Annotated in this window: 12 protein-coding genes; 8 read left to right on the top strand and 4 right to left on the bottom strand. The window is 74.0% G+C overall.

Annotation, left to right across the window (positions count from 1 at the left end; genetic code table 11):
* Nucleotides 1-3: 3 nt before the first annotated feature.
* Together OHS82_RS25465 and OHS82_RS25470 are read right to left on the bottom strand one after the other, a co-directional pair.
* Entirely contained in the window at nt 4-990 is a 987-nt protein-coding gene (locus OHS82_RS25465; RefSeq protein WP_328434612.1) for a transcriptional regulator, read from the bottom strand.
* Nucleotides 987-1,415: a hypothetical protein gene (locus tag OHS82_RS25470; RefSeq protein WP_079041248.1), complete on the bottom strand. Its 429-nt coding sequence runs from the start codon at nt 1,413-1,415 to the stop codon at nt 987-989. The genes OHS82_RS25465 and OHS82_RS25470 overlap by 4 nt, the downstream gene beginning before the upstream one ends.
* A 513-nt stretch (nt 1,416-1,928) precedes the next feature.
* On the opposite strand from OHS82_RS25470, the gene hutU reads away from it, so the two are divergent.
* The 4 genes from hutU (at nt 1,929) to hutI (ending at nt 7,490) form a co-directional block, all read left to right on the top strand.
* Complete coding sequence (gene hutU, locus OHS82_RS25475) at nt 1,929-3,593, top strand: urocanate hydratase (protein WP_057578575.1); 1,665 nt, start codon at nt 1,929-1,931, stop codon at nt 3,591-3,593.
* Nucleotides 3,590-4,813, top strand: coding sequence for an allantoate amidohydrolase (locus OHS82_RS25480; RefSeq protein ID WP_057578573.1), 1,224 nt, complete (start codon nt 3,590-3,592; stop codon nt 4,811-4,813). The genes hutU and OHS82_RS25480 overlap by 4 nt, the downstream gene beginning before the upstream one ends.
* Complete coding sequence (locus tag OHS82_RS25485; RefSeq protein WP_057578571.1) at nt 4,810-6,186, top strand: formimidoylglutamate deiminase; 1,377 nt, start codon at nt 4,810-4,812, stop codon at nt 6,184-6,186. Before OHS82_RS25480 ends, OHS82_RS25485 begins: the two co-directional genes overlap by 4 nt.
* A 107-nt stretch (nt 6,187-6,293) precedes the next feature.
* A complete protein-coding gene (gene hutI / locus OHS82_RS25490) occupies nt 6,294-7,490 on the top strand; it encodes an imidazolonepropionase (RefSeq protein ID WP_057578569.1) in 1,197 nt (398 codons plus the stop codon).
* Here hutI and OHS82_RS25495 read toward each other — a convergent pair.
* Both OHS82_RS25495 and OHS82_RS25500 read right to left on the bottom strand, forming a co-directional pair.
* Nucleotides 7,430-8,440, bottom strand: a complete 1,011-nt coding sequence (locus tag OHS82_RS25495) for a DMT family transporter (protein ID WP_242433171.1) — start codon at nt 8,438-8,440, stop codon at nt 7,430-7,432. The two genes, hutI and OHS82_RS25495, sit on opposite strands and share 61 nt — an antisense overlap.
* Before the next feature lie 455 nt (nt 8,441-8,895).
* Entirely contained in the window at nt 8,896-9,819 is a 924-nt protein-coding gene (locus OHS82_RS25500; protein ID WP_057578565.1) for an RNA polymerase sigma factor SigF, read from the bottom strand.
* Nucleotides 9,820-10,068: 249 nt separating this feature from the next.
* On the opposite strand from OHS82_RS25500, the gene OHS82_RS25505 reads away from it, so the two are divergent.
* The 4 genes from OHS82_RS25505 to OHS82_RS25520 all read left to right on the top strand — a co-directional run bounded on the left by OHS82_RS25505 (nt 10,069) and on the right by OHS82_RS25520 (nt 13,385).
* Nucleotides 10,069-10,464 (top strand): STAS domain-containing protein, encoded by a 396-nt coding sequence (locus OHS82_RS25505; protein WP_057578563.1) that lies wholly within the window; start codon nt 10,069-10,071, stop codon nt 10,462-10,464.
* A gap of 202 nt (nt 10,465-10,666) precedes the next feature.
* The gene (locus tag OHS82_RS25510; RefSeq protein ID WP_057578560.1) at nt 10,667-11,215 is read left to right on the top strand and encodes an ATP-binding protein; all 549 of its coding nucleotides are present in this window, start codon (nt 10,667-10,669) and stop codon (nt 11,213-11,215) included.
* A 567-nt stretch (nt 11,216-11,782) separates the two neighbouring features.
* Complete coding sequence (locus OHS82_RS25515) at nt 11,783-12,490, top strand: LPXTG cell wall anchor domain-containing protein (protein WP_266721357.1); 708 nt, start codon at nt 11,783-11,785, stop codon at nt 12,488-12,490.
* 43 nt (nt 12,491-12,533) lie between these two features.
* Nucleotides 12,534-13,385 (top strand): COG1470 family protein, encoded by an 852-nt coding sequence (locus OHS82_RS25520; protein ID WP_057578555.1) that lies wholly within the window; start codon nt 12,534-12,536, stop codon nt 13,383-13,385.
* Nucleotides 13,386-13,388: the final 3 nt, after the last annotated feature.

A 13,388-nucleotide genomic window follows, 5' to 3' on the forward strand; every position in this document is an offset into this window, starting at 1 on the left:
CGTTCAAAGGGCCTCCAGCGCATCCCTGAGCCTCTTCAGCAGAGTGATGTCGGGGTCGTTGACGCGGGGCAGGGCGATGCCCTGCGGGGCGTCGGGGACGGGGGGTGCGGGGAGTCCCGCGGCTGCGGGGGCCCCGGTCGTCGGGGCTCCGGGCGCGATCACCCCGGCTGTGGGGTCCGCGGCCGCGGGGGACCCGGTCGCGGGGAGTGCGTGGCGGGGCGGGAATCCGGTCGGCAGGCGGTGCGGGCCGGGGGGCGGGAAGAGCGCGCTGAGCAGACCGGCGGCCGCCAGCCGCCGGGCGTCCACCAGCGTGTGGAAGGCCTGTCGGCCCAGTTCGCGGGCGATGTCCGGCGCGGTGCGTATCCCGTCGGCGAGAGCGAGCACCGCGCTCTGCCGGGCGGTCGGCGCGGGCGCGGCGACGGCCTCGGACCGGCGCAGCGGTGATCCGTCGGTCGCCGGGTCGGGCCACAGCCGGTCCAGCAGCGCGCGCCGGCGCAGCGTCTCGCGCTCGACCGTGCCGACCGGGACGGGGCTGAGGGCGCCGAGCCGGTGCCGGGCGCCGTAGTGGAAGCGGCCCGGCGTGCTGCTGGGGGCGAGCGCGAAGTACGCCGCGTCGAACACCGCCTCCAGGTGGCACAGCTCCAGCGCGCCGCGCGGGACACGGCCGGCGTCGAGCAGCAGGCGGGCGATGCCGTAGTCCTCGTCGGCCCGCTCGACGGCGTCCTGCCAGACGGCGGGGGAGAGGGTGCCGTGGGCCAGGAGGAGCACGTCGAGGCCGGGGGCGAGGGGACTCTCGGCGTGCACCACCCGCCCCTCGGCGAGGTAGAGCGAGCCGCGCTCGCGTTCCAGGACGCCCGTCGCGCGTTCGGCGGCGAGCCGGTTCAGCATCGGCGACAGCCCGCCGCCCTGCCCCTGCGCCGCCGACTTCTCCCGGACGGGCAGCCGGGGCGGCGGGGTCGTGCCCGGCGGGGTCGTTCTCACCGCCGTCATCCCAGCACCAGCCGTTCGGCCATCTCGCCCAGCCTGATCCGGGCCAGGGCGAGGTTGCCGTCCGACCGGGCCAGCCAGACGTGCAGGAACACGCTGCTGTCGAAGGACGTCGGCACGAACCGGAGCACGTGGTAGCTGTCCCGGTTGCTGATGATCAGGTCCTCGACCGGGGGATCGGCGGCCCCCGCCGCGCCCTCGCGGTCCTCGTGACCGAAGGGACCGTCGTGGCCGTCCGGTGTGAACGCCCGCTGCTCCGCCGTCAGCCGGGCGACCTCCGCGGCCTCGGCGGCCGCCGCCTCGTGGTCGCCGCCGGGGAACTCCCCGACCGCGCCCAGGGCCAGCCCGCTCGTCCAGTCGACCAGCGCCGCGCCCCGTGCGCCGGGCAGCCGCATGGCCTCCAGTAGACACTCGTCGATTCCGGGCACCGTTGGCTCCCCCTCCCGCCCGCCGTTCGGCTGAGTGATGAAGAAGCTACGCAACGTGTGCGTCGAGGGTGAGTCTTCTGGCATTTTCCCGCGGAACATGCGGAGTGGTGACTAAGGTGGGTCGACTGACCACTTTCCGTGCCCGGTGTGACGTCCCATGCGTCCCTTCAACACCGCGCCCATCGGTGCGCGCCACGGCGCACGAGCTCGCGAAGGGTGGTGGCGGCGGTTCCGCGCGCCCTCGGCGGGGGCGTGTCCGGCCCCCTGCTCCCGCCCGGTCGCCGCGCCGCTTCCGGCCGCTGCCGTCCCCTCGGCCGCCCGCTCTCGCCCTCTGTCGACTCCTTTCGCCGCCCGTTCCCGCCCTCGTCTCGTCGCGCTTCGGCCCGCTCCCGGCCCGCCTCCGGGGAGGCGTCCCGTCGCGCGGCCGTATTGACTAGCTCTATTCAGCGGGTCAGGATGTGAATAACGGCAGTAAAAGCCCGCCGGGATCACCCGTCCGCAAGGAGGCAGACCATGTCAGGACCCCGCCCCGTACGAGCACCGCGCGGTACGGAACTGAGCGCCCTGGGATGGCAGCAGGAAGCCGCCCTGCGGATGCTGCAGAACAACCTCGACCCCGAGGTCGCCGAGCACCCCGACAAGCTCGTCGTCTACGGCGGCACGGGCAAGGCGGCCCGTGACTGGCGCTCCTTCGACGCGATGGTCCGCACCCTGCGGACCCTCAAGCAGGACGAGACGATGCTCGTCCAGTCCGGCCGGCCGGTCGGCGTGATGCAGACCCACGAGTGGGCCCCGCGCGTCCTCATCGCCAACTCCAACCTCGTCGGCGACTGGGCCAACTGGGAGGAGTTCCGCCGGCTCGAACAGCTGGGTCTGACCATGTACGGCCAGATGACCGCCGGCTCCTGGATCTACATCGGCACCCAGGGCATCCTCCAGGGCACCTACGAGACCTTCGCCGCCGTCGCCGCGAAGAAGTTCGGCGGCACCCTCGCCGGCACGATCACCCTCACCGCCGGCCTCGGCGGCATGGGCGGCGCCCAGCCGCTCGCCGTGACGATGAACGACGGCGTCGCGATCTGCGTCGACTGCGACCCGCGCGCCATCGACCGCCGCATCGAGCACCGCTACCTGGACGTCAGGGCCGACAACCTGGACCACGCGCTCCAGCTGGCCGTCGAGGCCCGCGACCGGCGCAAGCCGCTCTCCATCGGCGTCCTCGGCAACGCCGCCGACCTCGTGCCGCAACTGCTCGCCATGGGCGCCCCCATCGACATCGTCACCGACCAGACCTCCGCGCACGACCCGCTGTCCTACCTGCCCACCGGGATCGACTTCGAGGACATGGCGGACGCCGCCGCGAAGGACCCGGCCGGCTTCACCACCCGGGCCCGCGAGTCCATGGCGCGGCACGTGGAGGCGATGGTCGGCTTCCTGGACGCCGGCGCCGAGGTCTTCGACTACGGCAACTCCATCCGCGGCGAGGCCCAACTCGCCGGATATGACCGGGCGTTCGCCTTCCCGGGCTTCGTCCCCGCCTACATCCGCCCGCTGTTCTGCGAGGGCAAGGGCCCCTTCCGCTGGGCCGCCCTGTCCGGCGAGGCCTCCGACATCGCCAAGACCGACAAGGCGATCCTCGACCTCTTCCCCGAGAACGAGTCCCTGGCCCGCTGGATCAAGCTGGCCGGTGAGCGCGTCCACTTCCAGGGCCTGCCCGCCCGGATCTGCTGGCTCGGCTACGGCGAGCGCGACAAGGCCGGCGAGCGCTTCAACGACATGGTGGCGTCCGGCGAGCTGGCCGCCCCCCTCGTCATCGGCCGCGACCACCTCGACTCCGGTTCCGTCGCCTCCCCGTACCGCGAGACGGAGGCCATGCTCGACGGCTCGGACGCGATCGCCGACTGGCCGCTGCTGAACGCCATGGTCAACGTGGCCTCGGGCGCCTCCTGGGTCTCCCTCCACCACGGCGGCGGCGTCGGCATGGGCCGCTCCATCCACGCCGGCCAGGTGACCGTCGCCGACGGCACCGCACTCGCCGGCGAGAAGATCCGCCGCGTCCTCACCAACGACCCCGGCATGGGCGTCATCCGGCACGTCGACGCCGGCTACGACATCGCGGAGTCGGTCGCGGACGAACGGGGCGTGCGGGTGCCCCTGCGTGAAGGTGACGACGCGTGACCTTCCACAGCATGTGGGCGGAGCTGCTGCCGATCGGCCGCAGCTCCGCCTCCGGCGGCTACCGCCGCTACGCCTGGACGGCCGCCGACGCCGACTGCCGGGCCTGGTTCCGCGAACAGGCCGAGACGCGCGGCCTGACGTACGAGGTCGACCGCAACGGCAACCAGTGGGCCTGGCTCGGCGACCCGTTGGCCGGGGACGCCGTGGTGACCGGGTCGCACCTCGACTCGGTGCCCGACGGCGGCGCCTTCGACGGACCGCTCGGAGTGGTGTCCTCCTTCGCCGCCCTCGACGAACTGCGCGCCCGCCGGGCCGAGTTCACCAAGCCGCTCGCCCTGGTCAACTTCGGTGACGAGGAGGGCGCGCGCTTCGGGCTCGCCTGCGTCGGCTCCCGGCTCACCGCCGGTCGACTCACCGTGGAGCAGGCCCACCGGCTCACCGACGGCGAGGGCGTCACCCTCCCGCAGGCCATGGAGGCCGCCGGGCACGACCCGGACGCCATCGGCCCGGACCCGGAGCGGCTCTCCCGCATCGGCGCGTTCGTCGAACTGCACGTCGAGCAGGGTCGGGCACTCGACCTGAGCGGCGACCGGGTGGGCGTCGCCAGCGCCATCTGGCCGCACGGACGCTGGCGGTTCGACTTCCGGGGCGAGGCCAACCACGCCGGCACCACCCGGCTCGAGGACCGGCGCGACCCGATGCTGCCGTACGCGGAGACCGTCCTCGCCGCCCGCCGCGAGGCCCGGCTCGCGGGCGCCGTAGCCACCTTCGGCAAGATCTCCGTCGAGCCGAACGGCGTCAACGCCATCCCCTCCCTGGTGCGCGGCTGGCTCGACTCCCGCGCCGCCGACCAGGCCACCCTCGACACGGTCGTCGACGGGGTGGAACGGGCCGCCCGCGACCACGCTGCGGCCCACGGCATCGACCTGGACGTCGTCCGGGAGTCGTTCACGCCCGTCGTCGAGTTCGACCACGCGCTGCGCGACGAGCTCGCCCGCATCCTCGGCAAGGACAGCGGCGCCCGGCTCACGGTCCCCGTCCTCGGCACCGGCGCCGGACACGACGCGGGAATCCTCTCCGACCGCATCCCGACCGCCATGCTGTTCGTGCGCAACCCCACGGGCGTCTCGCACTCCCCGGCCGAGTTCGCCGCCGAGGACGACTGTGTCGCCGGGGTGCGCGCCCTCGCCGACGTACTGGAAGGACTGGCCTGCCGGTGACTCCCACGCAGCGGACACGGACGTACTGGCTCGAGCACGCCTGGCTCGACACGAGCGTCGAGCCGGGCGTCGCCCTCACGGTGTCGGCGGGCGGCGGCTCCGGCGCGGGGACGGACGGCCGCATCACCGCCGTGCGCACCGGCGTCGACGCCCCGCCGCCCGGCGCCGAGATCCTGCGCGGCCTCACCCTGCCGGGCCTCGCGAACACCCACAGCCACGCGTTCCACCGCGCCCTGCGCGGCACCGTCCAGGTCGGCTCCGGCACCTTCTGGACCTGGCGCGAGGTCATGTACGCGGTCGCCGACCGGCTCACCCCGGACACCTACCACCAGCTGGCCCGCGCCGTTTACGCCGAGATGGCGCTGGCCGGCATCACCGCCGTCGGCGAGTTCCACTACCTGCACCACGCCCCGGGCGGCGTCCGCTACGCCGACCCCAACGCCATGGGCGAGGCGCTGATCGAGGCCGCCGCCGAAGCCGGGGTGCGCATCACCCTCCTCGACACCGCCTACCTGTCCTCCGGCTTCGGACAGCCCCCCAACGCCCATCAGCTCCGCTTCTCCGACGGCGACGCGGACGCCTGGGCCGAACGCTGTTCACTTCTCAAGGAACGAGATCACGCGCGGATCGGCGCGGCGATCCACTCCGTACGGGCCGTGCCCGCCGACCAGTTGGCGGCCGTCGCGCGCTGGGCCGAAGAGCGCAGGGCGCCGCTGCACGTGCACCTGTCCGAGCAGACCGCCGAGAACGACGCCTGCCGCGCCGCCCACGGATGCACCCCCACCGGGCTCCTCGCCGAGCACGGCGTGCTCGGGCCGCGCACCACCGGAGTCCACAACACCCACCTCACCGACGAGGACATCGCCCTGCTCGGCCGCTCCGGCACCGGCACCTGCATGTGCCCGACGACCGAACGGGACCTCGCCGACGGCATCGGCCCGGCCGTCGCCCTCCAGGCCGCAGGCTCGCCCCTCTCCCTCGGCTCGGACAGCCACGCCGTCATCGACCTGCTCGAAGAGGCGCGCGCGATGGAGCTGAACGAGCGGCTGCGCACCCGCACCCGGGGCCACTGGACGGCGGCCGCCCTGCTGCGCGCGGCCTCCGCCGACGGCCACGCCGCCCTCGGCAACCCGGACGCGGGCGCCTTGGAGGCCGGAGCGCCCGCCGACTTCACGACGATCGCCCTCGACTCGGTCAGGACAGCGGGCCCGCTGCCACGGCTCGGCGCCGAGACGGCCGTATTCGCGGCGACCGCCGCGGACGTACGGCACACGGTCGTCGCCGGGCGTCACGTCGTACGCGACGGGGCGCACACGCTCGTCCCCGATGTGCCGCAGGCCCTGGCGCGGGCCGTGGCGGCCCTGCGCGCCTAGGGTGCGTGCCACGCGTCGCCCGGCTGGGGGCACCCCCTCCGGGGGAGGGACTTTCGCAACACGCCCCAGCGACCACCACCGGATCCCGCCCCCACGAGGACACGACGATGAGCAGCAGCACCGGCACGACCGGCACGACCACCGTCATCACGAACATCGCCACGCTGGTCACCAACGACCCCTCCCTCGGCGACTGCTCCCCACTCGGGCTGGTCCGGGACGCGGCCGTCGTCATCGAGGGCGACCGCGTCGTGTGGACCGGTGAATCAAGCAAAGCACCCGCCACTGACAACCGGGTCGACGCCGGAGGCCGGGCGGTCCTCCCGGGCTTCGTCGACTCCCACTCCCACCTGGTCTTCGCGGGCGACCGCACCGAGGAGTTCAACGCCCGGATGTCGGGCCGCGGTTACACGGCCGGGGGCATCCGCACGACGGTGGCGGCCACCCGGGCCGCCACCGACGCGGAACTCGAGGCGAACCTCACCCGTTTGCTCTCCGAGGCGCTGCGCCAGGGCACCACCACCTTCGAGACCAAGTCCGGCTACGGCCTGACGGTCGCCGACGAGGCCCGCGCCCTGCGCCTCGCCGCCGCCCACACCGACGAGGTCACCTACCTCGGCGCCCACATCGTCTCCCCCGACTACGCCGACGACCCGGCGGGCTACGTCGCCCTGGTCACCGGCGAGATGCTCGACGCGTGCGCCCCACACGCCCGCTGGATCGACGTCTTCTGCGAGAAGGGGGCCTTCGACGGCGACCAGGCCCGCGCGATCCTCACCGCCGGCAGGGCGAAGGGACTGCATCCCCGCATCCACGCCAACCAGCTCTCCCACGGCCCCGGCGTGCAGCTGGCGGTCGAGCTGGACGCGGCCAGCGCCGACCACTGCACCCACCTCACCGACGCCGACGTCGACGCGCTCGCGAACGGCGACACCGTCGCCACCCTGCTGCCCGGCGCCGAGTTCTCCACCCGGGCGCAGTGGCCGGACGCCCGACGGCTGCTGGACGCGGGCGTCACCGTCGCCCTCTCCACGGACTGCAACCCCGGTTCGTCCTTCACCTCGTCCGTGCCGTTCTGCATCGCGCTCGCGGTGCGGGACATGGGGATGACGCCGGACGAGGCGGTGTGGTCCGCCACGGCGGGCGGGGCCGCGGCCCTGCGTCGCACGGACGTCGGCCGCGTCGCGCCCGGCGCGTACGCCGACCTGACCCTCCTGGACGCGCCGAGCCACGTCCACCTGGCCTACCGGCCGGGCGTGCCCCTGGTCTCCGGCGTGTGGCGGCGAGGCGTCCGGGTCGTCTGAGGGCCCTGGTCGGCGGGGGCGCCGGCGGCAACCCGTCCCCGGTCCGCCGCTGCCCGCCCCCGGTCCGCCGCTGTCCGTCCCCGGTCCGCGTCAGCCCGTCCCCGGTCCGCCGCCGACCGCCCCCAGGCCGTGCCGACGAGCACCAGCAGCGCGCCCGCGAACCCGAGCGGTCCCGGCCGGTCCCCGGCGAGCGCGATGCCCACGGCCGCCGCCCACACCGGCTCGGTCCCCAGCAGCAGGCTGACGCGGGACGGCGAGGTACGGCGGACGGCCCACATCTGCACGAAGAACGCGAAGAGGGTGCAGAAGACCGACAGGTAGACCAGGCCGGCCCAGTCCCCGGCGTCGAAGTCCGCCCCGGCGGCCCAGGGCGAGGACCCCGTCCCCGGCACGGCCACCAGCACGGCGAACACGGCCACGGCGCCGCCCAGTTGCACGGTCGTGAGGGACAGCGCGTCCGCGCCGCGCACGGACTCCATCCGCGCCATGGCCAGCACGTGCACGGTCCGGGCCAGGGCCGCCCCCAGCATCAGCAGGTCACCGCCCGACGGAGCGGTGAACCCGGCCCCCTGCGTCAGCAGGGCCACACCCGCCACCGACAGGCCCGCCGCCGCCAGGAACGCGCCCGGCAGCCGCACCCGGCGCACCCGGCTCTCCGCGAGGGGCGTGAAGACCATGGTCAGGCTGATGATCAGCCCGGCGTTCGTGGCGGAGGTGTGGACGACGCCGTACGTCTCCAGCAGGAAGATTCCGGCGAGAATCAGCCCCAGCAGCCCGGCCCCCCGCAGTTGTGCGCCGCTCAGCGCGCGCAGCCGCCGCCACCCGACGGCCACCAGCACCGGCAGCACCACGGTGAACCGCAGCACCAGCACGGCGAGCACGGTGTCCGCCGTCGTGACGCCCTTGGCGGCGAGGTAGCTGGACCCCCACACGACGGCGACCAGCAGCACGGGGACGTCGGCGAGCCGGCCGAGCCGGGAGGCGGCGGAGGAGGCAGGAGAGCCAGTCGAGGCAGGAGAGGCAGGAGAGGCAGGGGAGGCGGCCACGGGGCTCCTCATGAGCAGGTGACGCGGCTGGCCCAGCGGCGCTGCTGGTCAGAGGGGCTGGGCCAGCGTAGCCATCGCCAGGAATCCGGCCAGGCAATTTCACCATGAGGACAGCAGCAGGCCGCCTCCGTGCGGGCCGGGACTGCGGACCGGGGACTGCGGACCGAGGGACGCGGACCGGGGACTGCGGACCGAGGGACGCGGACCGGGGGACGGGCGCCATGGACTGACGACCGCCGACATGGCGACGTCCGCGCCCGGGCGATCGCTCAGCGGCTGATCGCCCGGACGCGGACGGCACCGGTGTCCGGTGGACACCGGTGAGATCGGGGTTGCTGCTCGCTCCGCGGCCCGTGGGCCTACTCCTCGAGCGTCAGGCCCTTCCGCAGCCGCACCAGCGTGCGCGACAGCAGCCGCGACACGTGCATCTGCGAGATGCCGAGTTCCTCGCCGATCTCCGACTGGGTGAGACCCGCGACGAAGCGGAGGGAGAGGATCTGGCGGTCACGGGAGGGAAGTTCGGCGATCATCGGCTTCAACGACTCGACGTACTCGATGCCTTCGAGTCCGTGGTCCTCGTAGCCGATGCGGTCGGCGAGGGCGCCTTCCGAGTCGTCCTCCTCCGGCTGCGCGTCCAGCGACGAGGCGGTGTACGCGTTCGACGCGGCCATGCCCTCGACGACCTCGTCGCGGGAGAGGCCGAGGCGTTCGGCCAGTTCCGCGACGGTGGGCGCCCGGTCGAACTTCTGGGCCAGCTCGTCGCCCGCCTTGGCGAGGTCGAGCCGCAGCTCCTGGAGCCGGCGCGGGACGCGCACCGACCACGAGGTGTCACGGAAGAACCGTTTGATCTCGCCGATGATGGTTGGCATCGCGAAGGTCGGGAACTCGACGCCGCGCGACAGCTCGAAGCGGTCGATCGCCTTGATCAGGCCGATGGTGCCGACCTGGATGATGTCCTCCATCGGCTCGCTGCGGGAGCGGAACCGGGAGGCGGCGAACTTGACCAGCGCGAGGTTCAGTTCGACGAGGGTGTTGCGGACGTACGAGTACGCGTGCGTGCCCTCTTCGAGGGACTCGAGCCGCGCGAACAGGGTCTTGGACAGGGCCCGTGCGTCGACGGGTGCGATCTCGTCGTACGGGGGGATGTCCGGGAGTCCGGCGAGGAGGTCGGTGGGGTCGACGTCCTGCACCGCGTGCTGTGCGATGGGTTCCAGACTTTTCAGTTCCGGAGGGGGTGTCGACGTCGCGCCGCGGGTATGCGGTGCGTCGAGCCGGGGTGACATGAGTCCTCCATCGTTCTCGGCATATGGCTGCCGATGCCAGTGAGCGCACTTCGGTGTGCGGCGCCTCCATAGCCGGCCGGGTCGGGTACGTGTTCCCCCTAGCCCTACCCGCTTTACTTGACCGATCGCAAGTGCATTTTGTAGGGTTATGTCCGTTTGTGTGCGATTGTTCAGGTGTGAGGTCGCGGGTCGAGGGCGTAGGGTGCGAGAGCGTCAGCAACCAGTTCACGACCCCGGGAGAGAGACGGCATGGACCGCGGGACGGTCGGCAGCGCACAGTCTGGCCGGCTTCTGGTCGAGGTGCGGCAGGAAGGCTCCAGTGCCGTGGTGACCCCGGCAGGTGAGTTGGATCACCACACGGCTGATCTGTTGCGTGAGCCACTCGACGACTGCCTTTCCAGAGGCCTCAGCCGGCTGGTCGTGGACTGCGCACGCCTGGAGTTCTGCGACTCCACCGGACTCAACGTGCTCCTCGGCGCCCGCCTGAAGGCGGAGGCGGCCGGCGGCGGAGTCCATCTGGCCGGCATGCAGCCGGTGGTGGCGCGGGTCTTCGAGATCACCGGAGCGGACGCGGTGTTCACCGTGCACGACACGGTGGAGGCGGCGCTCGCGGACGACGGCGACGGGCGCGACGGGGACGGCTGAGCTTCGCCGTCCGTCCGAAACGGGTGGAAACGGGGCGAAGGCGGGGGGTGTTCCGCCGGTTCCCCCGGGCAGGAGACATCCTGAACCCGAACATGTCGGCGGCGACGCCGACACGCACGCCGTTCGGCTACGTACAGACTGTAGTGATCGACTGTTGAACTGTGAACCGGTTGAATCGGGGAATCGGTGAGGTGAAGCGCTGATGAGCACCACCCGGCCTTACTCGCCGGGCGACCGCGGCCCGGAGCCCAGCGGCGCTTCCGGGGCGTCCCAAGGGGGCCCGCAGGAGGCCGGTGCGTCCGGAGGGGGCACGGCAGCCGTGGCCTCCGCGTCGTCCGGCGGCCCTCAGGTACGCAGACTGAGCTTCGAGGACGCCAGCGGCGTCGTCCCGCTCGCCCGCGACTTCGCCCGGCAGGCGCTGTACGCCTGGGGCTGGCTGCCCGCAGCCACCGCCGACCAGCGGGCCGCCGCCGAGGACGTGCTGCTCGTCGTCTCCGAGCTGGTCACCAACGCGTGCCTGCACGCCGACGGACCGGACGGGCTGGTCCTCGGCTGCGACAAGAAGGTGATCCGCGTCGAGGTCTCCGACCGCGGCACCGGACAGCCGGCACCCCGCACTCCGCACCGCGCGGGCCGCCCGGGCGGACACGGCATGTTCATCGTGCAGCGCCTCTGTCTCGACTGGGGCGTCGTCCGCGCCCCCGGCCTCGCCGGCAAGACGGTCTGGGCAGAACTGGGCGCCCCGGCCTGACCCGCCCGGCCGCCCCTGCCTGACCACCCCGGCCAGGCCGCCCCGGCCCGGTCCGGCCGCTCGGACGCCGTCGCCCAAACCCGTCGGCGCACCGGCGCCGTCCCGCTCCGCGGCGTCGACGCCGCCTGCCCGCCTTTCTCGTCCTGGACGTGGAGTTCCGCGCTGCCCGCACCGCAGGGAAGCGGCTGCGCGGCGAGCGCCGACGCGTCTCGGCGGAGATCGCCGCACCGCCGGGCCGACGCCGGGCGGCAGCGATCCACTACCGTCCGGCCGGCGGCGGAGAAGGGCGCTGTGTGCACACGCTCAACGCGTCGGGGCCGGCCACCGGTCGCCTGCTGCCGGCCCTCCTCGAGCAGCATCGGCGTCCCGACGGAACGGTCGCGGTCCCCGAGGTCCTCCGCCGCGGGGGGTCCCGCCCTCCTCCGGGCCCGCTGAACCCCCGCGCGGGATCGGCGCAACTCCGGCGCGTGCCTTCTCTTCCCTCCTCATCGCCCCGGGCGTACCTTGACGGCTCAATCTGATGCCTCGTCAGTAAGGGCGGGGCGGTGGGAGGGAGGGGACGGGACCGTGTCGAACCGGAAGCGAACCGCCGCGCTCGCGACTGCCGCGGCTCTGGCCGGCGCGGCGGTGGTCTGGACGGCCGCCCCCGCGGCCGTGGCCGAGGTCGTGAACGTCAACTACGGCTGCAAGACCCCGATCGGCGACAAGAGCGCCGTCTCGCCCATCGACATCAAGGCCGTCAAGAGCGGTGACGGCTACCGGATCACCATGTCCTGGCAGAAGGGCGTGTCCTCCAGCCCGGTCGAACTCGGCGCCGGTTCCATGAAGCCGAGCGCCACCGTCAAGCTGGGCGGCGCCGACAGCGGCACCCTGGACGTCACCGGGCCCGCCAACCAGGCCGCGATCCCCGAGAACACCCCCATCAAGATCAACGACCTCAGCGGCACCTACACGCCGAAGAAGTCCGGCAAGGTCACCTTCACGGCCGGCGTGCTCACCATCAAGGCGCTCGGCACGACGACCACGTGCACGCCCTCCAACACCCCGGGCCCCTCCCTCACCCTCGACGTGACGGCGGCGGGCGGCGGCTCCGGCGGTGGCTCCGGCTCCGGCGGGACGACGGGCTCCGGCGGTTCCGGCGGCGATCTCCCGCAGACCGGCCCCGAGGACTCGGCGATCGCCCTCGGCACCCTCGGCGGCACCGTCCTGCTGGCCGGCGCGGCGGGCGCCCTGTGGCTGACCCGGCGCAACCAGCCGGCGCGCACCCGCCACTGACCGCACCGCACCGCCCCCCCGCGCACGAGTGCTGGAGCCGCCGATGCCGTACCCCGCAGCCCGCGCCCCGCTGCTGTCCCTGCCGCTGGTCCTGCTGCTGTCCCTGCCCCTGCTGCTCGCCGCCGCGCCCGCGGACTCCGGCGGGGGCTGGGCGGCGGCGCCCTCGGGAGGCGGACGGCCGTCCTTCTACTGCGAGGGGGTGCCCGGCGCGGTGCTCCAGGACACGGTGGCCGTCGTCAACCGGGGCGCCGGGCCGCTCACCGTACGGCTGCGGGCGGCCGGCGCCGGTCTGCGTGTCGCGTTCGCCGGGCCGGCCGCCCTCGCCGTGCCCGCCCGCACCCGCGCCGAGGTCCCCTTCACGGTGACGGTCCCGGCGGACGCCCGGCCCGGCGACGTCGCCGGCGGGATCGTCGTGCGGGACGCGGCCGGCCGGGAGACCGTCGTGCCGCTGCTGGTCCGGGTCGGCGGTCCGCGGCTGGCCGCGCTGACCGTCGAGCGGGTGGCCGTGCACGGCGACCGCATCACGTACGAGCTGGTCAACCGAGGCACCACGGTCCTCGTCCCGCGGCTCGCCGTGCACGCGGACGGCGTCCTCGGGGCCGTCCTCGACCGGGCCCCGCGCACCCTGCCCGTCCGGCTCCCGCCGGGCCGCCGCCTCGTCCTCGACGAGCCCTGGCCGAACCGTCCCGCCCTGGACGCGGTCACCGTGCGCCTGACGGTCACCGCTCAGGGCGCGGCGCCGGCCACCGGGCGCGCGTCGGCCCGCTTCGTGCCGTGGGCCGCGACGGCGGGCACGGCGGCCGGCGCGCTGTCGGCGGCGGCCGTGGTGGCCGTACGACGACGCGGGCGCCGCCCGGCCGCCGCGCGAGCCGAGTCGAGAGGAGCGCCGGCGTGAGAG

It is taken from the genome of Streptomyces sp. NBC_00425 (assembly GCF_036030735.1).
Classification (GTDB): domain Bacteria; phylum Actinomycetota; class Actinomycetes; order Streptomycetales; family Streptomycetaceae; genus Streptomyces.